17 protein-coding genes and 1 pseudogene are annotated in these 21,601 nt (G+C 68.4%); 14 read left to right on the plus strand and 4 right to left on the minus strand.

The features are described from left to right. Positions 1-303: pseudogene (locus BJG92_RS15985) on the plus strand (hypothetical protein); the annotation flags it as partial. Positions 304-550: 247 nt separating this feature from the next. Here the strand turns inward: BJG92_RS15985 and BJG92_RS15990 are convergent. The 3 genes from BJG92_RS15990 to BJG92_RS16000 form a co-directional block, all read right to left on the minus strand. Next, the gene (locus BJG92_RS15990) at positions 551-2,116 is read right to left on the minus strand and encodes an alpha/beta hydrolase domain-containing protein (RefSeq protein ID WP_232084971.1); all 1,566 of its coding nucleotides are present in this window, start codon (positions 2,114-2,116) and stop codon (positions 551-553) included. 210 nt (positions 2,117-2,326) lie between these two features. Beyond that, on the minus strand, positions 2,327-4,354 hold the full coding sequence (locus BJG92_RS15995) for an ABC transporter ATP-binding protein (RefSeq protein WP_269462084.1): 2,028 nt from the start codon (positions 4,352-4,354) through the stop codon (positions 2,327-2,329). Next, the gene (locus BJG92_RS16000; RefSeq protein WP_232084972.1) at positions 4,351-6,087 is read right to left on the minus strand and encodes an ABC transporter ATP-binding protein; all 1,737 of its coding nucleotides are present in this window, start codon (positions 6,085-6,087) and stop codon (positions 4,351-4,353) included. Before BJG92_RS16000 ends, BJG92_RS15995 begins: the two co-directional genes overlap by 4 nt. Positions 6,088-6,666: 579 nt before the next feature. On the opposite strand from BJG92_RS16000, the gene BJG92_RS16005 reads away from it, so the two are divergent. The 10 genes from BJG92_RS16005 (at position 6,667) to BJG92_RS16050 (ending at position 19,229) form a co-directional block, all read left to right on the plus strand. Next, on the plus strand, positions 6,667-7,332 hold the full coding sequence (locus BJG92_RS16005) for a response regulator transcription factor (protein ID WP_232084973.1): 666 nt from the start codon (positions 6,667-6,669) through the stop codon (positions 7,330-7,332). 12 nt (positions 7,333-7,344) lie between these two features. Continuing rightward, positions 7,345-8,916 carry a HAMP domain-containing sensor histidine kinase gene (locus tag BJG92_RS16010; protein ID WP_232084974.1) on the plus strand — a complete coding sequence of 524 codons (1,572 nt, stop codon included), beginning with the start codon at positions 7,345-7,347 and terminating at the stop codon, positions 8,914-8,916. Positions 8,917-9,202: 286 nt separating this feature from the next. Continuing rightward, positions 9,203-10,345: a glycosyltransferase family protein gene (locus BJG92_RS16015; RefSeq protein WP_232084975.1), complete on the plus strand. Its 1,143-nt coding sequence runs from the start codon at positions 9,203-9,205 to the stop codon at positions 10,343-10,345. Further along, entirely contained in the window at positions 10,332-11,552 is a 1,221-nt protein-coding gene (locus BJG92_RS16020; protein ID WP_232084976.1) for a glycosyltransferase family 4 protein, read from the plus strand. Before BJG92_RS16015 ends, BJG92_RS16020 begins: the two co-directional genes overlap by 14 nt. After that, the gene (locus tag BJG92_RS16025; protein ID WP_232084977.1) at positions 11,552-12,724 is read left to right on the plus strand and encodes a glycosyltransferase family 4 protein; all 1,173 of its coding nucleotides are present in this window, start codon (positions 11,552-11,554) and stop codon (positions 12,722-12,724) included. Before BJG92_RS16020 ends, BJG92_RS16025 begins: the two co-directional genes overlap by 1 nt. Positions 12,725-12,864: 140 nt before the next feature. Continuing rightward, positions 12,865-14,643, plus strand: a complete 1,779-nt coding sequence (locus BJG92_RS16030) for an ABC transporter ATP-binding protein (protein ID WP_232084978.1) — start codon at positions 12,865-12,867, stop codon at positions 14,641-14,643. Further along, positions 14,640-15,962, plus strand: coding sequence for a phosphotransferase family protein (locus BJG92_RS16035; protein WP_232084979.1), 1,323 nt, complete (start codon positions 14,640-14,642; stop codon positions 15,960-15,962). Before BJG92_RS16030 ends, BJG92_RS16035 begins: the two co-directional genes overlap by 4 nt. After that, a complete protein-coding gene (locus tag BJG92_RS16040) occupies positions 15,959-17,068 on the plus strand; it encodes a hypothetical protein (RefSeq protein ID WP_232084980.1) in 1,110 nt (369 codons plus the stop codon). The genes BJG92_RS16035 and BJG92_RS16040 overlap by 4 nt, the downstream gene beginning before the upstream one ends. Next, positions 17,065-18,189 carry a phosphotransferase gene (locus tag BJG92_RS16045; RefSeq protein WP_232084981.1) on the plus strand — a complete coding sequence of 375 codons (1,125 nt, stop codon included), beginning with the start codon at positions 17,065-17,067 and terminating at the stop codon, positions 18,187-18,189. The genes BJG92_RS16040 and BJG92_RS16045 overlap by 4 nt, the downstream gene beginning before the upstream one ends. A 119-nt stretch (positions 18,190-18,308) precedes the next feature. Continuing rightward, positions 18,309-19,229, plus strand: a complete 921-nt coding sequence (locus BJG92_RS16050; protein WP_232084982.1) for a serine hydrolase — start codon at positions 18,309-18,311, stop codon at positions 19,227-19,229. Here the strand turns inward: BJG92_RS16050 and BJG92_RS16055 are convergent. Further along, entirely contained in the window at positions 19,226-19,393 is a 168-nt protein-coding gene (locus BJG92_RS16055) for a hypothetical protein (RefSeq protein WP_232084983.1), read from the minus strand. The two genes, BJG92_RS16050 and BJG92_RS16055, sit on opposite strands and share 4 nt — an antisense overlap. Before the next feature lie 185 nt (positions 19,394-19,578). Between BJG92_RS16055 and BJG92_RS16060 the strand changes: the two genes are divergently transcribed. The 3 genes from BJG92_RS16060 (at position 19,579) to BJG92_RS16070 (ending at position 21,523) form a co-directional block, all read left to right on the plus strand. Next, a complete protein-coding gene (locus tag BJG92_RS16060; protein ID WP_232084984.1) occupies positions 19,579-20,415 on the plus strand; it encodes an alpha/beta fold hydrolase in 837 nt (278 codons plus the stop codon). A 67-nt stretch (positions 20,416-20,482) separates the two neighbouring features. Continuing rightward, positions 20,483-20,644: a glycine zipper domain-containing protein gene (locus BJG92_RS16065; RefSeq protein ID WP_232084985.1), complete on the plus strand. Its 162-nt coding sequence runs from the start codon at positions 20,483-20,485 to the stop codon at positions 20,642-20,644. 87 nt (positions 20,645-20,731) lie between these two features. Continuing rightward, the gene (locus BJG92_RS16070; RefSeq protein ID WP_232085000.1) at positions 20,732-21,523 is read left to right on the plus strand and encodes a hydroxypyruvate isomerase family protein; all 792 of its coding nucleotides are present in this window, start codon (positions 20,732-20,734) and stop codon (positions 21,521-21,523) included. Positions 21,524-21,601: the final 78 nt, after the last annotated feature.

The following is a 21,601-nucleotide window of genomic DNA, read 5'->3' on the forward strand; positions in this document are numbered from 1 at the left end:
TTGATGTCCATTTTCTTCGTGATTATCGCGATCCCGGCCTTGATGATCATGCTCTCCATGACGCTGCCCGCCCGTGTGAACCGCGCCACGAACCTCGTCGTTGCATCGCTGTACATCCCCGTCATGGTGTTCAACGCGGCAGGGGCGTCCTGGGACTACGCCTTTTACTACGCCCTCACTATCGGAGTCGAGGTGCTGATCCTGGCCTTCATCCTGCGCGCCGCCTGGACCTGGCCCCGCACCACACCATCGGCGACCATGCCGACCAGCCGTGAGGCCGATCGCGCCCTGCCGCAAGCGTGAACCAAGGAGCAGTCCCCGTCCTGTTCGGAGCCATCTGCGTCGATGCCGCGGCGTCAACGCCGGATCGGCTCGTGCGATCCACCAAGGACATCCTCGCGTTCGCGGCAAAGGACAGCTGGACACACCTACCGCGCACATGAAGCCGCGCCCCTTCGCACTGTCGAGGGCTTGGGCGCAGAAGGAGGACCCCACCAGTGCGGCGGGGTCCTCCTCTGCTGCTCAGGACCGCGTTAGCTGGACATCTTCTTTAGGGGGTTTTGCTTTGTGCTGCTTCCGTCCGGAGCCGGCGGGCGTCATAGTCGGTCAGGAATGACTGGCGCTCGAGTGTTCGCACGCTGTCCTTCACTGCCTTCACGTAGCTGCCGTGGTTCCGGTACAGGCTGTCGATCACGTCCTGCGGGAGTGGCCGCTCGTAACCGGCGATGAAGCAGAAGGACGCGCCGGTTGCAGTGCCGTACCAGGTGCTCGTCGGAGCGTCCAGGAACGGAGAGCGCAGGCCGCCTTGCACATTGCCGAACTTGTCCAGCACCGGGGCACCGTCGCGGACAAGGGTCGGCTCCGCCCGCGGCGGCGCAATGCCTTCCCGGACCCAGAGGTCCAGGTTCCGTAGCGCGGCGTTGAAGAAGATGGAGCTGGGGAACCTGCTGCGCGGTCCCTCATTGCAGGATGCGGGCGGGACGGCCCGGCCGGCGGCAATGATGTCTGCGGACGAGGCGGAGAAGATGAGCTCATCCGGTGTGGCGTGGCCCGCACCGGCCATTTCGTAATGCCGGTACCGGTCCCCGGGGACATCACTGTCGGCGCGGCGGGCACCGATGCCCCTGAGGTAATCGGACTGCGACATCATCCGCATAATCGGCACGCCGACGTTCTTGAACTGCCGGCGCGCGTCGTCCGCGGGCGGGGCGGGCTCGCACTGGTTCATGGGGTACGCACCGGCAAACGCACCACCGGCGACGGCGACTATGTACGCGTCGTAAATGGGCTTGCCATCGGACTTAACGACGAGAGGGTGCACGCCGTTGATGTAGTTGACAAGGAAGCCGCCCGTCTGGGAGTAGCCGAAGCCGTAGGCGTGCTCCACGCGGGTGGTCGGTGATCCGTAGCGCAGCGGGTTGGCGGGATCATTGCTCTTGAGCCAGGCGCCCACTTGGGAGTAGATGTCCCAGATCAGGCCGTTCTCCGTTGTCCGGGACGAGTCGGCGGCCACCGTTCCGCAGTTACGCGGGTCGCTGAGTGGCAGCGGATTCGCGAAGGACAGGGACCCGTACCGCTGCGCATCGAAATTCTTGAGCGCCTCTACGGCGATCGGCTTGGCGGTGATGCCCACCCAGGCGTCGCCGTTGGCGACGATCTGCTCGTGGGCGACTGCCCAGCCGATGTTGAGGTCGAACAGATTGCTTGGGTTGAGCATCTCCACCACCACATTGCCGCTGAACTTCTGTCCCTTGGCAGGTTTCCGGACCAGCACACGGGTGGTGTACGGGGCGTCCGGGGTGCGGACCTGGGCGGGGCCCGACGTCGGCCAGGTGTAGACGTTCGAGGTGCCGCTGACCAGGTATTCCTGCTCGTCATAGCCGAGCTTCGAGAGATCCTGGGGTACTTCCTGGTGGTCGGCCGCCCCGAACGGGTACGACTCGGCGGTGGATGCCAGTGGGCCCTGAACGGTGGGGATCGGCGTCGTCCCGTCCGGTGCTGCGGCGTTCGCGGGCGAGGGGGGAGCCACGGCAGTGGCTGGAACGGCTGACACGCTGAGTGCTGTGATGGCCAGGGCCAGCGTCAGCAGGATGGATGTTCGGGAACCGGATCTCATCGATGCTCCTTCTCGGGACCGGGCTGCGCTGCCCGGCGCGCTTCGCAGCACAGGCCTCGGTGCCGTGTGCCCGTGCCGCGGGATCGACGCTCAGCTTCAAGGTTGATGATCGCAGGACAGCGAAGCACCTCGACCCTAAGTAGGCTGATCGTCAAGGTCAAGGAGAATGCGAGTAAGTGCACCAACGTGCAAAAGAATATGGGTAGCCTGCTAAACCTCCGCCACCGGAGCCGCGAACTGCGCCGCGTACAGCGCTGCGTACGCCCCGCCGGCCTCCAACAGTGAAGCATGCGTCCCCTGCTCCACGATCTGTCCGGCCTCCATCACCAGGATGAGGTCGGCGTCGCGGATGGTGGAGAGCCGGTGGGCAATGACAAAGGACGTCCGGTCGCTCCTCAAAGCGCTCATGGCCTTTTGCACCAGCACCTCGGTCCGCGTATCCACAGAAGAAGTCGCCTCGTCCAGGATCAGCACCGACGGCCGGGCCAGGAACGCCCGGGCGATGGTCAGCAGCTGCTTCTCCCCCGCCGAGACGTTGGCGCCCTCGTCGTCGAGCACGGTGTCATAGCCCTCGGGCAGGGACCGGACGAACCGGTCCACATACGTCGCCTTCGCCGCCTCCATGATCTCCGCCTCCGAGGCCCCGGGCCGGCCGTAGGCGATGTTGTCCCTAATGGTCCCGCCGAACAGCCAGGTGTCCTGCAGCACCATGCCCATCCGCGAGCGCAGCTCGTGCCGGGACATCGCAGCGACGTCCACGCCGTCCAGCGTGATTCGCCCGGCGTCGAGCTCGTAGAAGCGCATCATCAGGTTCACCAGGGTGGTCTTGCCCGCACCCGTCGGGCCCACAATCGCAACTGTCTGGCCCGGCTCCGCCACCAGGCTCAGGTCCGCAATCAGCGGCTTGTCCGGCGAGTAGGCAAAGGAGGCGTCCTCGAACACCAGCCGCCCCCGTCCGCCGTCGGGCGCCTCAGACGGCACCGGATCGGCGGACTGCTCCTCGGTGTCCAGCAGCTCGAACACCCGCTCGGCGCTGGCCACGCCGGACTGCAGCAGGTTCGCCATCGAGCCCAACTGGGCCAGCGGCTGGGTGAACTGCCGCGAGTACTGGATGAAGGCCTGCACATCGCCCAGCTGCATGGTCCCGGAAGCCACCTGCAGCCCGCCCACCACGGCGATCCCCACGTAGACCAGGTTCCCGATGAACGTCATGGCCGGCATGATCAGGCCGGAAATGAACTGCGCGCCGAAGCTGGCCTGGTACAGCTCCGCGTTCTTCTGCCGGAACCGCTCCTCCACCTCGCGCTGCCGGCCGAACACCTTCACCAGCGCGTGCCCGGTGTAGGTCTCCTCGATCTGGCCGTTCAGCTCCCCCGTGTGCTTCCACTGCGCCACGAAAAGCTTCTGTGAGCGCTTGGCGATCACCGCCGTCGTCACGAGGGTCAGCGGAATGGTCACGAGGGCGATGATGGCCAGCGTGGGCGAGAGGATGAGCATCATCACCAGCACGCCCACCACCGTCAGCAGCGAGGTGACCGCCTGGCTGATGGACTGCTGCAGGCTCTGCGAGATGTTGTCCACGTCATTGGTGACCCGGCTGAGCAGTTCGCCGCGCTGGATCGAGTCGAAATAGCGTAGCGGCAGCTTATTGATCTTGGCCTCGATCCGCTCGCGCAGCCGGAACACGGTGCGCTGCACAATCCCGTTGAGAATGTACGCCTGCATCCAGCTGAACGCCGACGCCAGCACGTAGAGCACCAGCGCCCACAGCAGCACGATGGAGAGCGCCGTGAAGTCGATCCCGGTCCCGGGCGTCAGCGTCATGGCGCTGAGCATGTCCGCTTTCTGGTTCTCCCCGGCGGCACGCAGCTGCGCGATCAGCTGGGCCTGGCTCACCCCGGCCGGCAGCTGCTTGGACACGACGCCGGCGAAGATCAGGTTGGTGCCCTCGCCGAGGAGCCGCGGGCCGATCACCGAGAACGTCACGCTCACGACGGCGAGCCCCAGGACCAGCGCCAGCCACAGCCGCTCAGGGTGCAGCTGGCCCAGCAGCCGCTTGGCGGAAGGGCCGAAGTTCATCGCCTTCTCCGCGGGGATGTTCATCCCGGCGAATGGCCCGCCGCGGCCCGGCCCGCCGGCCGGGCGGGGGATGCGTTCGACGGCGGCGGTTCCGGCCGGCCGCCCGGAGGCGGCCGGTGCCGGCGTGGCGGATGTTCCGGTGCGGTCCGTGGTACTCATGCCGCCTCCGCCGCAAGCTGGGAATTCACGATTTCCTGGTAGGTGGCCGAGGTCTCCAGCAGCTCATCGTGCGTTCCGCGCGCCACGAGCCGGCCGTTGTCCAGCACCAGGATCTGTTCCGCGTCCACGATGCTGGAGACCCGCTGGGCGATGATCACCAGCGTGGCCCCGGCGGTGTGCAGCTTGAGCGCCTGCCGGAGCCGGGCGTCCGTGGCCGTGTCCAGCGAGGAGAAGGAATCGTCAAAAATGTAGAGTTCGGGCCGTTTCACCAGCGCCCGGGCAATAGCGATCCGCTGCCGCTGCCCGCCGGAGACGTTGGTGCCGCCCTGTGAGATGGGCGCGTCCAGCCCGCCGTCCATCTCCCGGACAAAGTTCTCCGCCTGCGCGATGGTCAGCGCCCGCCAGAGTTCCTCCTCGGTGGCGTCGGGTTTGCCGTAGAGCAGGTTGCTGCGCACCGTGCCGGAAAACAGGTAGGGCTTTTGCGGGACCAGGCCGATGTGCCCCCAGAGCAGGTCCGGGTGGAGCTCGCGGACGTCGACGCCGTCGATCCGCACCGACCCGGCCGTCGCGTCGAAAAGCCGCGGCATGAGGTTTACGAGGGTGGTCTTGCCGGAGCCGGTGGCCCCGATGATCGCCGTCGTCTCTCCCGCTCGGGCGGTGAAGCTGATGCCGCTCAGCACGGGGGACTCGGCGCCCGGGTAGGCGAACCCGACGTCGCGCATTTCCAGCTCGCCGCGGCCGGTGCGGCCGGCGAAGCTGACCGGCTGATCCGGCGGCCGGACGCTCGACTCGGTGCCGAGCACCTGGCCGATCCGGTCCGCCGACACCGCAGCGCGGGGGATCATGATCGCCATGAACGTGGCCATCATGACGGACATCAGGATCTGCATCAGGTAGCTCAGGAACGCGATCATGGTGCCCACCTGCATGGACCCGTCCGCGATCCGGAACGCGCCGAACCAGATCACGGCCACGGACGAGACGTTCAGCACCAGCATCACGGTGGGGAACGCGAGCGCCATCAGTCGGCCCGCGCGCAGGGCGGTGTCCGTGACGTCCTCGTTGGCCCGGCCGAAGCGGGCGGTCTCCACGTCCTCGCGGACGAAGGCCCGGACCACCCTGATGCCGGTGAGCTGTTCGCGCAGCACCCGGTTGACGGTGTCGATCCGGGTCTGCATGAGCCGGAAGAGCGGGACCATCCGGATGATGATCAACCCGACCCCCACCAGCAGCACCGGCACGCTGACCGCGATCAGCCAGGACAGCTGCGCGTCCAGCCGGACGGCCATGATGACGCCGCCGATGCTCAGCATGGGCGCGGTGACCATGAGCGTGGCGGACATCAGGACGAGCTGCTGGACCTGCTGGACGTCATTGGTGGACCGGGTGATGAGGCTGGGGGCGCCGAACCGGGTGACCTCTTGCTCGGAGAATTCCGCAACCCGGGTGAAGACCGCTCCGCGCACGTCCCGGCCCAGTGCCATCGCGGCCTTCGCACCGAAGTACACGGCGGCGATGGTGCAGGCGATCTGTAGCAGGGTGACCATGAGCATCACCCCGCCGATCCGCAGGATGTAGTCCGTGTCCCCCTTCGCCACGCCCTGATCGATAATGTCCGCGTTCAGGGTGGGCAGGTACAGCGAGGCAATGGACGCCGCCAATTGGAAGACGACGACGGCGAGCAGGAGCCGGCGGTGCGGGCGCAGGTATTCAACAAGCAGTTTCCAAAGCATCCGGTCTCCCAGCCATGGTTCACGCACGGTGATGTGAACGTCAGTTTACGTCCGCTGGCTGGGGGTTGGTCCGGCGCCGGGCCCGTCCAGAAAAAACGGCCGGACAAGCTGCCAGAAAAGGCTGCCGGACAAGCTGCCGGACAAGCTGCCGGTGACCGTGGACCTGAGAAGGAGCTGTGAGGAAATCCCGGAAACCTTGCACCAAGGGGTGGCGCGGGGCGCCATGCGGGGGCAGGATGAAAGAACCGGATCATCGCCACGCGCCGACGACGCGGCCCAGCAGCCCTCCGCAAAAAAGCACGGTAGGGCAGCCATTGCAGGAGCACCACATGTCCAGCCTTCGAACGAATCACGGAGGTGGCCCCGCGGAAGAGGAGACCGCCGGGGCGGCACCCGCCAGCAAACCGCCATGACGGCCGCCTTGGACGTACCGCACGGACCGCAGCCCCCACTGGAGGGGTTGCGCGACGCCCGCATCCCGGGCGTATCGAGGCTGCTGGGGCCTCGGACTTCCTCCCAGTGCTCATGCAGGAGACGCCGCACTACCGGTCCCGAGCTGGGCAATCCCTGAGGGCTCCCGTGATCCGCATCCTCATTGCCGAAGACGAAGAACGCATCTCCCGGTTCATCGAAAAGGGCCTGCGCGCAGCCGGCTTTGCGCCCACCGTGGTCGCCGACGGGGTCACCGCCGTCGACTACGCCTCCAGCGGCGAGTTCGATCTGCTGCTGCTCGACGTGGGGCTGCCACGGCTGGACGGCTTCACCGTTCTGTCCGTGTTGCGCTCGGCGCAGGTGGGCATTCCCGTCATCTTCCTCACTGCCCGGGGCTCGGCCGCCGACACCGTTGCCGCGCTGGAGGGCGGCGCGGACGACTACATGGTCAAACCGTTCCGCTTCGAGGAACTTGTGGCGCGGATCCGGCTCCGCGTGCGCAATGGGGACAACGACGATCCCCCCGTCGGCAACATCGTCCGTTACGGCTCGCTGGAGCTGAACCTGCACACCCGCACCCTGAAGGTGGGCGAGAAAACCGTTGAACTCTCCGCCCGCGAATTCGCCCTAGCCGAAATGTTCCTGCACCATCCGGGGCAGATCCTGAGCCGCCAGCAGCTCCTCAGCCACGTCTGGGGCTACGACTTCGACGGCACGTCCAACGTCGTCGACGTCTACGTCCGGCAGCTGCGGCAGAAAATCGGGGCCGCCCACATCGTCACAGCCCGCGGCGCGGGCTACCGCCTTAACTAGGAAGGAGACACAGTGACCTCCTCCGCCAGCCCCATCCGCGAAACCGGGCAGCCAGCGCCGCCCGTGTCCACGCCGCAGGTCCCCGCGCGTGCTCCCTCCTTGTCCCCGTCCAACGGAGACGCCGACCGGTCCGGCTGGATCTCGAAGATCCAATCGGTGCGCTTCCGGGTTGTCGCAGCCATGCTGGGCATGATGCTGGTGGGGCTGGTGACCGCCGGCATGATCACCTTTGCCGTCCAGTTCCAGGAATCCGAGGCCAGGGTGGACCAGGCCCTGCTGGAGAAAGCCAACGCAGTGGTCAAACTGGTGCCGCAGGAGAGCAGGAAGGATCAGGAGTCTTTCGACAAGGGACTCCACAAGGCCGCGGAGGACCTCGAGCCGCGCAGCAATGAGGTCATGGCCGGGATCATCGACGGCAAGGTGGACTGGACCGTGGACGGAAGCCCCGAGCAGGACTTGCTCGACAAGGCCATGTATCCCGTGGCCATTGCCTTGAGCAACGCCTCCGGCACCGCGTTCGGCGACCTCACGGCCAACGGGCGTCCGTTCCGGACCGTGGTCATGCCCGTGAAGGGTCCCAGCGAACGGATCGGGACGTACCTGCTGATCGGCCGGGACATTAGCGAAACGCAGGAACACCTCGTGGCCTCGATCAACACCTATGCGCTGGTGGCCGCCGGGACGCTGGTGGCCGCGGCGCTGCTCGGCAGCGTGGTGGCCGGCCGGCTGCTGAACCCCCTCCGCCGGCTGCGCGAAGCCACCCAGGTGGTCAGCCATGAGGACCTCACCCAGCGCGTTGAGGTGCGCAACGGCACTGACGACGTGACACTGCTGGCCAAGACGTTCAACACCATGCTGGAAAGACTGGATGAGGGTGCCCAGGAGCAGCAGCGATTCCTGGACGACGCCGGCCACGAGCTCCGGACGCCGCTCACTATTCTCCGGGGACACCTCGAACTGGTCTCCGTCGAGGACCCGGAGGACGTGACGGCCACCCGGGACATGCTGCTTGAGGAAGTGGACCGGATGCAGCGGCTCGTTGACGACCTGCTCCTGCTGGCCAACGCCGGCCACCCGGACTTCCTCCGCAGGGAGTCCGTCCCCATGACCGATTTCCTCCACCAGGTCATGGAGAAAGTCCATGTCCTCGCCGACCGGAACTGGGTCATCGACGAAACCTCCGATTGCGTTGCGGACGCCGATCCGCAACGGCTCACCCAGGCCCTCGCCCAACTCGTGGCCAACGCCGTCAGATACACCGGGCCCGACGCCACGATCGCGCTCGGTGCCAGGGTGGAACCTTCGACGGCGCCGGACGGCTCGGTGCTGCCGGACTCGGACACCCTGCTGCTGTGGGTCCGGGACACCGGGCCCGGGATCGCACTGGAGGACCAGCAACGGATCTTCGAGCGCTTCGGCCGCGCCCGCCCCGGCCGGGGCCAGGAGGGCTCGGGACTGGGCCTGGCGATTGTCTCGGCCATCGCCGAGGCGCACGGCGGCACTGCCAGCGTCGACTCCGACTACGGTAGGGGCGCCACGTTCATGATCCGGATCCCGCTGCAGTCCGTGGTCGCCAGGCTGTGAGGCCGAAACCGCCACCGCCGTCCCCAGCCCCGGTGACCAGTGTTAGGAATCGTTAAGAATCGCGTCACTTGCAGTTCATGAGAAATCCTTCATCCTCCCCTCATCCATTCCTCACGCTTGCCGGGCACGCTGGTTCTTAGGATCAACCACCCCCGGCAGGATCCGTCATCTTGGTTGAGCTGCCGGGCAACCGCGGGTACGGGGGCGGATACGAGTGCAGCCAATACGGATAGCTCTTTATTCTCACGATTCTGTGGGGCTGGGGCACGTACGCCGAAACCTTGCCTTGGCGTACGCACTGAACAATCAACTTCCCGGGCTCACGGGCCGCGCGGTTACCGGGGTCCTCATCACCGGAACGTCGCTCGCACCAGCGTTCCGCGCCCCGGAGGGCTGGGACTGGCTCCTGCTGCCGGGGATCAAGAAGAACCCCGAAGGCTACGGGCCACGCAACCTCGACGTACCCATGCAGGAACTCATTGCGTTGCGCTCCCGGCTGCTGCAGGCTGCCCTCGATGGCCTCCACCCGGATCTGGTGATTGTGGACCGGCACGCCACCGGTGTGCACGGCGAATTGGCACCTGCGCTCCGGCACGCCCGCTCCGCCGGACGCGTCCGCGTGGTGCTCGGGCTCCGCGAAGTCCTGGACTCCCCTGACGCGGCCTTCTCCGAATGGGCGCTGATGGGCGGACCCCGCGTAGTCAAGGCCCTGTTCGACGCGATCTGGGTCTACGGCGATCCTGCCGTGCACGACCCCGTGGAGGCCGGCGAAATCCCCTTCGCCCTGCGGAACCTGATCCACTACACCGGCTACCTTGCATCCGGCCGGCCGGCCGGTTCCGGGACCAGCTGCATGCCCGGACCCTACGTCATGACCACAGTCGGCGGCGGCTCTGACGGCCACGCCCTGGCCAGCATCGCGGCCGCCGCGGCGGTGCCCGCGGGGCTGGGGCACCTGATTGTGGCCGGTCCGCAGATGCCAGCCGAGGAACTCAGCGATCTCCAACGCCACGCGGGCCCTGGGGTCAGGGTTGTTCCCTCCGTCGACGACACCGTCTTCCACATCCGGCATGCCGCCGCCGTCATCGCGATGGGCGGCTACAACACGGTCTGCGAGATCATGAGCACCGACATCCCCGCCCTCATCGTGCCGCGCAACCAGTGCCGGGCCGAGCAGCGCATCCGGGCGGCCTCGCTGGCGGCGGCCGGCTACTTGGACCAGCAGGACATCGGCACCCTGACTCCGGACTTCCTCGCCGGCTGGCTTGCCACGCGGCTCGGCACCAAGGTGGACCGGCGCCGGGCCGTCCTGGACGGGCTGATCCGCGTCCCGCAGCTTGCCGCAGAGTTGATGCGGCCCATGTTCCAGGCCGACGAGGCTGAAACAGCCGCCGTTGCGAAAGACGGTGCGTCCCGTGTTGCCGTCTGATCCGGGGATTGGCTACGTCCTCAAGGTGTATCCGCGCTTCTCGGAAACGTTCATCGTTTCCGAGATCCTGGCGCGCGAAGCCGCCGGTGACCGGATCGAAATATTCTCCCTCCGGCCGCCCGACGATCCCCGGTTCCATCCCGAACTGGCCAGGGTCCGGGCGCCGGTGACCTACATCGGACGCTCGCCAAAGACGTCCGAGGTATGGGACTTCTTCCGCGCGGCCGGCGAGGCAGGGCTTACGGACGCCGTGGCCCGGAATTTTGCCGAACTCGCTGCCGCCAAACCGGACGACGCCGTCCAGGCCATCAACCTTGCCGTTGCCCTGCAGCACCGCAATATCCGGCACCTGCACGTCCATTTCGCCACGGGGTCCACCAGCGTGGCGCGGCTGGCCTCCGCCATTACGGGCATCCCGTATTCCTTCACGGCCCACGCCGTCGACATCTTCCATGAGTCGGTGGACAACGAGGAGCTGCGGGTCAAACTCGAGCAGGCCCACCATGCCGTGACCATCAGCCGCTTCAACCTGCGCTACCTTCGCCGCACCTTCCCGACGTCGACGTCCCGGCTCCATCTGGTGCGCAACGGCCTGGAACTGGAACGTTTCCCCTACCGTGATCCGCGGCCCCTCGGAAGCACCGTGCGGATCGCAGCGGTGGGCCGGCTGGTGGAGAAGAAGGGCTTCCAGCATCTGCTGCCGGCTGCGGCCCTACTCGTGGAGCAGGGCTTCAAACTGGAACTGCGCATTGCCGGCACGGGAATGCTGGCCGAGGAACTGGGAAGCACCATCGATCGGCTCGGGCTGGACGGGCACGTGCGGCTGCTCGGCGCCCAGACCCAGGACCAGATCCACGAGCTGCTCCACACGTCCGATGTGTTTGTCGCCCCCTGCGTCGTCGGCGCCGATGGCAACGCGGACGGCATGCCGACTGTGCTGCTGGAGGCCATGGCCACCGGCGTCCCCTGCATCAGCACGACGGTCACGGGCATCCCCGAGGTGGTCAAGACCGGCACCACGGGAATCCTGGTCCGGCCCGGAAACCCCGGCGCCCTGGCCCGGGCCATCAAGGCGCTCGCCTCCCCGGGCGCGGCCCGGTTGGCCCTGGCCCGCAACGCCCGGACCCTGATCGAGAACGACTTCGACGTGCACCGCCAGGCCGAACTCCTGCGATCCCTCTCCCTTCCGGAACGGAGGGTCGCCTGATGCGAGTGGCCTATGTCTGCGCGGACCCCGGGGTGCCCGTGTTCGGGATGAAGGGTTCCTCCGTCCACGTCCAGGAAATCGTCCGGGCCTTTCGACATGCCGGTGCCACCGTCACGGTCTACTGCACCCGCAAGGGAACCAACCGGCCGGCAGATCTAGAGGATCTCGACGTCGTCGAAGTGCGGCCCGAATCCGCCCCGGGACCCGCGCGTGAACGGGCCATCCAGGACGCCGCACTGTCCCTCGTTGACGAGGTTCTCCGCCAGGGCTGCGGTCTGGTCTACGAGCGCTACTCGCTGTTCAGCCCGGCCCTTTCGGTCCTTGCCCCCGTCCTTGACATACCGTCGGTCCTCGAAGTCAATGCCCCGCTGATCGAGGAACAACAGCGCTACCGCCAGCTGCTGGACGTCAGGAAGGCTGACACCGTGCTCCGACGCAACGCAGCAACCGCCGACGTCGTGGCCTGCGTCTCGGAACCGGTGGTCCGCTGGGTCCGGGACCGGGTCCCCGTTGCCAGGACTGTGCTGGCACCGAACGGCGTCAACACCGGCCGGATCACTCCGCGCCCCCCGGGACGGCGGAACCCTGATCACCTCACCGTGGCCTTCGTGGGAACGTTGAAACCCTGGCACGGGGTCCCTTGCCTGATGCACGCGGTGGCCCTCGCCAATGGGCACACGGCGGAGCCGGATCGCCGCTGGAGGGTGAAAGTGATCGGCGACGGGCCCGGCCGCGCAGACCTTGAACGCCTCGCCGGCATGCTTGGCCTGGACGCGCAGTTCACCGGCGCGGTGCCGCCCGCGGACGTGCCGGGGCTCCTGGCCGAATGCGACGCCGCGGCAGCCCCGTACCCTTCGGATTCCGCTGGCACGGACGACTACTTTTCCCCGCTGAAGGTCTTCGAATACATGGCCGCCGGGCTGCCGATCATCGCGAGCGCCGCGGGCCAGATCCCGTTCATTGTGGACGACGGCCGCACCGGGCTCCTGGTGCCGCCGGGAGAAACCGAGCCGCTCGCCGCCGCCCTCACCAGGCTCGCAGAGGACCCGGGCCTCCGGCAACGGCTCGGCGAATCCGCCCGGGAGGATGCGGTGAAGCGGTTCAGCTGGGACGGCGTGCTCGCACGCATCACCGCCGCGCTGCCACCGGCACGGCGGATGGCTGTGCGATGAGTACCAATTCCAGACACGTGGCCCCCCGCCCCCCGACAGCCCGGCGGAGGTGGCTGCGACGCCGGACCAGCAAGCCGGAGTCGGGCCTGCGCCGGTCGCTGCGTTGCGTCCGGCCGCACCTGCGCCAGCACCGGTTGCTGATGACGGTCGGTTTTGTGGCCCTCGCCGCGGATGTCCTGCTCCGGCTGCTGGAGCCCTGGCCCGTGAAGATCGTGATTGATGCGGTGACCCGCTCGCTGGGCGCCTCGTTCACGAAGCCGGGACCCCACATGGACGCCAGCGCGGAAACGCTCCTGCTGTGCGGCGGCGCGATCGTGGTCATCAGCATCTTGCGTGCCGTCGCCAACTACTACTCCCAGATCTCCTTCGCACTCGTCGGCACCCGGGTGGCAGCGGATTTGCGGGCGCGCACCTTCCGCCATGTGCAGGGCCTGTCGATGCGCCACCACACCCGGGCCTCCTCCGGGGACACTGTGCAGCGCCTCGTGAGCGACGTCTCCCGCCTGCAGGAAGTCGCCATTACCGCGGGCCTGCCGATGGTGGGGAACATGGTCACCCTCGTGGCCATGACCATCGTCATGCTTTGGCTGGACCCGCTGCTGGCCCTCATCGTTTTTGTGGCTACCGGGGCTTTCGCCTGGCTGTCCCGCCGGAGTTCGGGTCCCATCACCGAGGCGGCCGGTAAATCACGCAAGGGTGAAAGCGCGCTGGCCACCACGGCTTCCCAGACTTTCAGCGCCATGCGCGAAGTGCAGGCCTACGGGCTCGAGGACACCATCAGCACCAACTTCCGGAACAGCAACAAGGCCGCCCTGGGCACAGGGGTCGTCGCGCTGCGGCTGGCCGCCAGCCTGGAGCGGCGCACGGACGTGCTGATCGGCGTCGCCACCGCCGTCGTCCTGGCCGGCGGAGGCTGGCGCGTCTTGAACCACTCGATGACGCCGGGTGACCTGGTGATCTTCCTGACGTACCTGAAAACCGGAATGAAGCCGCTCAAGGACCTTGCGAAGCAAACCACCAGGATCGCGCGGGCCACGGCCTCCGGGGAGCGCGTGGCGGACCTGCTCGAGGCCCAGACCGACCTCCCCGAGTCCCCCAACGCGCGCCCGCTCAAGAGCGCGCACCCGGACATCGCCTTCGAGGACGTCTACGCCGGCCACGGCGAGGGGACAGATGTCCTGCACGGGATCAACCTGTTCATCCCGGCCGGGGAACACCTGGCCATCCTGGGTCCGTCCGGGGCCGGGAAGTCGACCCTGGCCAGCCTGGTCCTGAGGATGATCGACCCCACCTCCGGCACGGTCCGGGCGGCCGGCGAGGATCTGCGGGATCTGCAGACCGCCTCGGTCCGATCGCACGTCTCCATCCTCCTGCAGGATTCCGTCCTCTTCGGCACCACCGTCCGGGAGAACATCCGTTTCGGCCGCCTCGACGCCTCGGACGAGGACATCGAACGCGCCGCCACACTCGCCCAGGCTGACGCCTTCATCCGGTCCCTCCCCAACGGGTACGAAACCGTGCTGGGCGAAGCGGCCAAGGATCTCTCCGGCGGCCAGCGGCAGCGGCTCGCGATCGCCCGGGCCATCCTCCGGCAGGCGCCGATCGTCATCCTGGACGAGGCGACGGCGGGGCTGGACCCCGCGACGCGCGAATCGATCCTCGATGCTCTGGAGGTGCTGACCCTTGGGCGGACCTCGATCACCATCACCCACGATGCCTTCGCCGCCCGCGCCTGCGATCGGATTGTCTGGCTCGAGGACGGCCGCATCACCGAAGAGGGACGGCCGGCCGAGCTCCTGCAGGACCCGGACAGCCGGTTCTCCCGGTGGATGGGTGGCCCCTCCAGCCCCCTTTCCGGCGAGGTTCCGGATCTCTCGCCGGCGGACGAGCTGGCACGTGTTGGGGAGGCGAGGACGTGACCGCCGTGAGGCTGCCGTTGCGGGACGCGGACCACGCGCTTGCCGGCCGCGACCTAGCCCTGCCGTGCCTGGCAGTCCTGCTCGACGACGAGCGGCTTTCCGAGTTGGTGGGCGAGGCAGTGCGCATCACCCGCGTCCGGTACAAGCCCGCCACCTCAGCGCTGGTGGCTTTCCTGCGCACGCGCGAGGGCCCCCAGGAGGGCCCCGGGGAGGGCCCCCGGCAGGGACCCGAAATCGGCGCCCAGGACTACGGCTGGGCGCTCACGACGGCGGGAAACGTCAAGGTGCACGGACGCGCCGAGTCCTCGGACAAACACGGCGGGGGCGTGGTGCTGCTGACGCCTGCGGGGCCTGACCTGGACGCGGTCATCGCGGTGGGCCGGGTCGAGGACGACTGGGCCCTGCGCAAGAACATCCGCTGGCTCCGGGCCAGCGGCTTGGAACGGCTCGGCGCCGGGCAAAGCAGCGGCCCGGGCCTGTTCCGCGGCGCATCCCGGGTGTTGCGCTACAAGCCCGAGCGGCGGCTGGTCCTGCTGGAGCACACTGCCACCGGGCCCATCGTGATCAAGACCGCCGCGCTGGCCGCCGCCGAGACCGTGGGCCGCTCGCATGAGCGACTGCGGCAGCAAGGAGTTCCCGTGCTGCCGGTGCTCGGTGATGCCGGCTGCTTCCGTCATGGGATCACCGCCAGCGCCGGGTGGGGCGACGGCGACCTGACGGCCAGCGCCGATCCCGAAGCCCTCCGGCGGGCCGGCAGCGCGCTGGCCCGGCTCCATGGGATTCCCGCAGAACCAGGCCCCGGACCTTCCCCCGAGACCCTTGTGGAGCGGCAGCTGACGGCCACGTGTGGCATGGTCACGGCACTCGCGCCTGCGCTGGAGGGGCCGGCCGCCCAAGCGGCGGAACGGATCCGGCAGGCGCTTCGGGCGCGCCAGCCCGCAGGGGCCCGGACCGGCAGGCCGCTGGTGCAAGTCCATGGCGATTTCTCCGCCGATCAGGTGCTGGTCAGCGGTACCGAGGTCCGGCTGATCGACTTCGACCGGGCCCATCACGGCGCCCCGGAAGCGGACCTGGGCTCCTTCGCTGCCGTCGACGAAATGAGCCAGTGGCGCGGTCAGCCGGGCGCCCCCGGACCGCAGACAGCACGGCTGCTGGAGGGCTACGTCCAGTCCGGCGGGGAGTTCGACCCGGCCGCGGTGGACGGCTGGGCTGCGCTGCGGATGTTCGCCAGCTGCGTGGAGCCGTTCAGGGACCGGACGCCCGACTGGGCCGGTGCCATGCTTGGCCGCATCGACCGGGCCGAGGAGCTGGTCCGGTGAGCTGGCTTCCGCCCGTCCCGCCGTCCGCCGTCGACACTGCGGGCCGAACCTGGAACGTCCACCGGGCGTGGCCTGATTTGACCGCCGGGGGCTACGTCCTGGAGGTCGTGACGCCGGGACAGCCCGGGGTCCAGGGCGCACGCCTGCGGGATGGAAAATTTGAGCTCTTGCTCGGCGACGATCCGGGTCTTCCCTCCTTGCAGTCCGAAGCCCGGCACGGCGAAGTTATTTCCCACCGGCCCGGCATCCGCGCTGTCATCAGGGGCCAGGGCTGCTACATCAAGGTCTTCCGGCCCGGCGAAGCGCTCCGCACCGCCGAGAGGTGGTTCCACGGCGGACTCCTGCTGGGCACCGGGAATTTTTCGGCCCCCACGGTCCTGCGCAGTTCCCCGGACGTCATCGTGTTCAGTGCCGTGCCGGGCCGCACCCTCGGTGCCCTCAGTGAGGACCACCAGGCAGTCAGCGACGAGTCTTTCGCCGGGCTGTGGGAGCAGTGGGCGCAGGCCTGGACCGCCCAGGTGGGTGCCCGTGGCGACCCTCGTAGCGGCGCGGCCCTTGCCGCCCTGCCGCTCCACTCCCCTGACGTGGAAGTGGCGGATCTGCGGTTCTGGGTGAAGCGGTGGTGGCGCAATTACGCCGGCGGCCCGGACGGGTCGTCGCACGGGGATGCCCTGCGCTCCCTGGCAGAGGACGTTGCGCAGGACCTGCTCGGGACCCCGGCCGATCCCTTCGTCTGGGCCCACGGGGACCTCCACGACAAACAGATCCTCGCCGTCGGCGGCGGTTCGACCCTCGGGTTGCTGGATTTTGACGATACCGCCCGGGCCGAGGCGTCCCTCGACCTGGCCAATCTGGACGTCCGGCTGGAAATGCACATGCGGCGGAACCGCATGACGCCGGAACGGTTCCTGGCGGCACACGCCCAGGTCCTGGCCGCGGTGGAGGCGCTCCACGTCAGTCCGCGCCGCTTCCTGGCCTATTCCGACGCCGCCTGGCTGCGCCTGGCCTGTTCACCGCTGCCGTTGCGCTCGGCCGTTGCCCTTTCCGTCCTCCAGGAACGGCGCTCCAGCGCACCCGTCCGCCGCGTGCGGGAGCTGATGACATGAGCTGGCACCCGCCGGTTCCGGCCGTGATCCGGGACTCCAAGGACAGACCATGGCAGGTCATCCGGGCCTGGCCGCAGGCCACCGCGGGCGACTACGTCATGGAGGTCTCCACGCCGGACCGGCCGGGGGTCCGGGCGGCCCGCATGCAGGCCGGGAAGTCGCACGTGCTTCCGGCAGGCCGCGACGGGGGCCTGCCGGACCTGTTGGAGCTTGCGCCGCTCGGCGAGGTGATCGTGCACCGGGCCTGGAAGCGGGCGGTCGTGAGGTCCGGGGACCGGTACTTCAAGGTGTTCCGACGCAACTACGCCGCCGAAGCGGCCGACCGCCACACCCGGATGTCCCTTCTCCTGGACGGCGAGGATTTCCTGACCCCGGATGTGCTCTCCTGCACCCCCGGGTGCGTCACCTTGTCCGGGCTCGCGGGCCGGTCCCTGTTCGAGCTGGGACAGGACCCCGGGGTCGATGCGGCCGTGTTCGAGGGCGCCTGGCTGCAGTGGTCCCAGGGCTGGGTGCGGCAGCAGGGACTCGCCCGGTCCAGGGCGCTCCGGCCCGCCGCCGAGGCGCTCCCGCCACGGCCGGCCGCCGTCGAACTGGAGAACCTGCAGCGGCTGACCGGCCTCTGGCTGGTGCACGCGGGGAACATTCCCGAGGCCGAGCCGCATCGCCGGGCTGTCCTGGCGGCCGCCGCCGACGTCTCGGACCGGCTGCTCCGGAGCGAGCCCGATCCCCTGGTGTGGTCCCACGGGGACCTTCACGACAAGCAGATCCTGGTCCAGGCTCCCGGCGCGCCCCTGGGACTGCTGGACTTCGACGAAGCCGGCCGGGCCGAAGCCGCCGCCGACCTCGCCAACCTTGCCGTGCACCTCCAGCTGCGGCTGCGCCAACAGCGCCTGACCGCGGAGCGGTACCAGTACGCCCGCCGCCAGGTCATTGCGGCCGCCGAGGAACTCCGCGTCACGCCAGCGCGCTTCGATGCCTACGCCAAGGCCACCCGCCTGCGGCTGGGCTGCCTGTACGCCTTCCGGCCCCGGTGGACTGCCCTGGCCGAGGACCTCCTCACCGGCGCTGCGAACGAAGACGGTCTGCGGTCCACCGCCGGCGCCTCCATGACCGGGGCCTAGGCCTTTCTGGGAGTTTGGCCACATTCCGGGCTCGCCCGCGCGGTCCGTGGACTTCACCCCGCCCCGGGCATAAATTGCAGGAAACCCCTCCCCCCGATTGATCCGGAAGGTCCTGCACCATGAACTTAAAGGGTCCGCAGCGTCCGGCCACCGGCTCCGCAGCCGCCCGCAGGAGGCTGCTCCTGGTGTGGACGACCCTGCTGGTGGTCCTGCTGGGCACCGTGAGCCTCGGCATCGCCCGCACCGGTACGCCACGGACCGACTTCTTCGCCTCGCTGGCGAGCCAGCTCCAGGAGCCGGGCGCCGCGGCGCCGGCGGCGAAGCCTCCCCGCGCCGTCGCCGACCTCGACGCCGAGATCCGCCGGATCCTGGCCGAAAACGGAGACTACCGGATCGGTGTGGTGCTGGCGGACACCCGCGGCGGCGAACCGAAATCCTTCGGCGATGTCACCGAGTACGTTGCCGCCAGCACCGCCAAGATCATCACCGCGGCCGCCTACTACCATCTGGTGGAAACCGGCGAGAAGTCCCTGGCCGTGCCGCTGGGCAGCTTCGATGCGGCGTTCCAGGTCAAGGCCATGGTCAACAGCAGCAGCGACGATTCCTGGCTGTTGCTGATGCAGAACATCGGCTACCCGAAGCTCATCGAGTACGCCGCGTCCATCGGCATCAGTTACGACCCCGAACAAAACGAGCTGACGCCGGCTGAGATGACCTCGCTGCTGCAGCAGCTCTCGGCCGGGAAGCTGCTCAACTCCGAACACACGGAGGAACTGCTCGGGTACATGCAGGAGACCAACAACGACCGGCTGATCCCCGCCGCCGTGGGCCCCGGCATCACCGTGCAGCACAAATACGGAGAGGTGGCCGGCTACGTCCACGACGCCGCCATCCTGAGCTCCGGCGGCCGCTCCTACGCCCTGGCCATTTACACGTGGGGCGAACAGGACGGCGAGAGCGAGGCCCGGCTGGACGTCATCCACGAACTGACGGGCGCCGTCACGGGGGCACTCTTCGGGGACGGTCCGCAGCCGGGCTAGCGGCCGAAGAGCTTGGCGAAAAAGCCGGTCTTGGTGCTTACTTCATCCTCGTGGCCCCGGCAGCGGTCCGCGCTCTTGACCCCGCGCATGACCTGGTCCACATGCTGGCCGCAGCCGGCCCACGTGGTTTTTCCGCACTTCTTGCACGCAACTGCTCGGCACATCCGGGTTCTCCTCTGGTAGGTCGTCCATCCACTATACCCCCCGGGGGTATAGTGGATGGACGCGGGCGGAGGGAACACCCTTTTGCCCGGCGCGCTAGTTCCCTACAGTGGGAACCAGCGCCTGCACGCCGCGCGCCCAGAGCTTCACACCGGACCACACCGTCCGCACCGAGAGGACCGCTTTCATGGCTTTCATCAAGGTTGGAACAGAGAACAGCACCGACGTCGAGCTGTACTACGAGGACCACGGGACCGGTCAGCCGGTAGTGCTGATCCACGGCTACCCGTTGGACGGCTCCTCCTGGGAGAAGCAGACCACGGCCCTGCTGGGCGCCGGCTACCGCGTGGTCACCTATGACCGGCGCGGGTTCGGACAGTCCAGCAAGCCCACGGACGGCTACGACTACGACACCTTCGCCGCGGACCTGGACGCCCTGCTCACCACCCTGGACCTGAACGACGCCGTCCTGGTGGGCTTCTCGATGGGGACCGGCGAGGTGGGCCGGTACCTGGGCACCTACGGCTCGGCCCGGGTGGCGAAGGCCGTCTTCCTCGGGTCGCTGGAGCCGTACCTGCTGCAGACCGGCGACAACCCCGACGGCGTCCCGCAGTCCGTGTTCGACGGCCTCCTGGACGCTGTCACCACCGACCGGTACGCGTTCTTCACCGAGTTCTTCAAGAACTTCTACAACAGCAGCACCTTCCTCGGCACGCCCCGGCTCAGCGAGGAAGTCATGCGGGCAGGCTGGAACCTCGCGGCCTCCGGCGGCGCCACCGCGTCCGCGGCCGCGCAGCCCACCTGGCTCACTGACTTCCGCGCCGACATCCCCAAGATCGACGTCCCCGCGCTGATCGTCCACGGCACCGCGGACAACATCCTCCCGATCGACGCCACGGGCCGCCGTTTCGCCAAGGCCCTGCCCAGTGCGGAGTATGTGGAGATCGACGGCGCCCCGCACGGCATGCTGTGGACCCACGCCGCCGAGGTCAACGAGGTGCTGCTCGCGTTCCTGGCGAAGTAGGTCTTAGCTGCCCGGCCTCACGGTGCTGCCCCGTAACCTGCTTGGCGCCGCTTGCTAGTCTGAGGCTGTGAAGTATGAATCCCTGTGGATCGGAATGCTCCTTGGCGCGGCCCTTGGTTTTGCCATCGGAGTGACCACCGCCGACAAGCCGTTCACGGGTCTGCTGATAGGCATAGGCGTCGGGGCCCTGGTGGGCCTGGCGGCCCGCAAGGATCCCACTAAGCGGTAGGACAGTCCCCGGACCCCAAGGCGCCCGCGGTGGCCGAAACGCACCGCACCCCGTGAATACCCTCCCGCCCACCGGAAAGAACCCACCATTACCTACTCCGTGAACTGTTCCATCCTGCTGACGGAACTTCCCCTTCTGGAGCGTCCGGCCGCGGTGAAGGCGGCCGGGTTCGACGCCGTCGAGTTCTGGTGGCCCTTCGAGGCCTCCGTCCCGACGGACGCCGAAACCACCGCGTTCGAGCGGGCCATCACCGATGCGGGCGTGCAGCTCGCCGGGCTGAACTTCAACGCCGGGAACATGCCGGGGGGCGACCGCGGGCTGGTCTCCTGGCCCGCCCGCGCCACGGAGTTCCTGGACAACGTAGACGCCGTCGCGGGGATCGGCGGGCGCCTCGGCTGCCGGGCCTTCAATGCCCTCTACGGCAACAGGATCGACGGCGAATCCCCTGACGGGCAGGACGAGCTCGCGGTGCAGAACCTCGCCGCCGCGGCCGCCGGCGTCGGGCGCTTCGGCGGGACCGTCCTGCTGGAGCCGCTCAGCGGCGCGCCTGAATACCCGCTCCGCACCGCCGGGGACGCCCTCGGCGTGATCGCCCGGGTCCGGGAGGAATCCGGCGCGGAGAACCTCGGGCTGCTCGCAGATTTCTACCACCTCGCGGTGAACGGCGAGGACGTCGCGGCCGTCATCGAACAACACGCCGGCGAATTCGGGCACCTCCAGATAGCCGACAGCCCGGGCCGCGGCGCCCCGGGCACGGGAAGCCTGCCCCTCCGCGACTGGATCGCCCGCAGCCGCGAACTCGGCTATCCGGGCCGCGTCGGGCTCGAATACCAGGCACCCGCGGGCACAGCCTTCGCGTGGCTTGCCGGCGGACTCTAGCCGCGCTCTCGCCCCGCGTTTGCCCCGCTCTTTTCCCCGCGCTGGCCCGCGCCGGAATACGGCACGCGGCACCGGTGT

Source organism: Arthrobacter sp. SO5 (assembly GCF_020532805.1).
In the GTDB taxonomy this organism is placed as follows: Bacteria; Actinomycetota; Actinomycetes; order Actinomycetales; family Micrococcaceae; genus Arthrobacter.

What these genes read in the sequence shown, in the direction of transcription:
- BJG92_RS16055 (WP_232084983.1), bottom strand. Translation starts at nt 19,393, where the DNA reads ATGTGCCGAGCAGTTGCGTGCAAGAAGTGCGGAAAAACCACGTGGGCC.
- BJG92_RS16050 (WP_232084982.1), top strand. Translation starts at nt 18,309, where the DNA reads ATGAACTTAAAGGGTCCGCAGCGTCCGGCCACCGGCTCCGCAGCCGCC.
- BJG92_RS16045 (WP_232084981.1), top strand. Translation starts at nt 17,065, where the DNA reads ATGAGCTGGCACCCGCCGGTTCCGGCCGTGATCCGGGACTCCAAGGAC.
- BJG92_RS15995 (WP_269462084.1), bottom strand. Translation starts at nt 4,354, where the DNA reads ATGAGTACCACGGACCGCACCGGAACATCCGCCACGCCGGCACCGGCC.
- BJG92_RS15990 (WP_232084971.1), bottom strand. Translation starts at nt 2,116, where the DNA reads ATGAGATCCGGTTCCCGAACATCCATCCTGCTGACGCTGGCCCTGGCC.
- BJG92_RS16000 (WP_232084972.1), bottom strand. Translation starts at nt 6,087, where the DNA reads ATGCTTTGGAAACTGCTTGTTGAATACCTGCGCCCGCACCGCCGGCTC.
- BJG92_RS16030 (WP_232084978.1), top strand. Translation starts at nt 12,865, where the DNA reads ATGACGGTCGGTTTTGTGGCCCTCGCCGCGGATGTCCTGCTCCGGCTG.
- BJG92_RS16025 (WP_232084977.1), top strand. Translation starts at nt 11,552, where the DNA reads ATGCGAGTGGCCTATGTCTGCGCGGACCCCGGGGTGCCCGTGTTCGGG.
- BJG92_RS16060 (WP_232084984.1), top strand. Translation starts at nt 19,579, where the DNA reads ATGGCTTTCATCAAGGTTGGAACAGAGAACAGCACCGACGTCGAGCTG.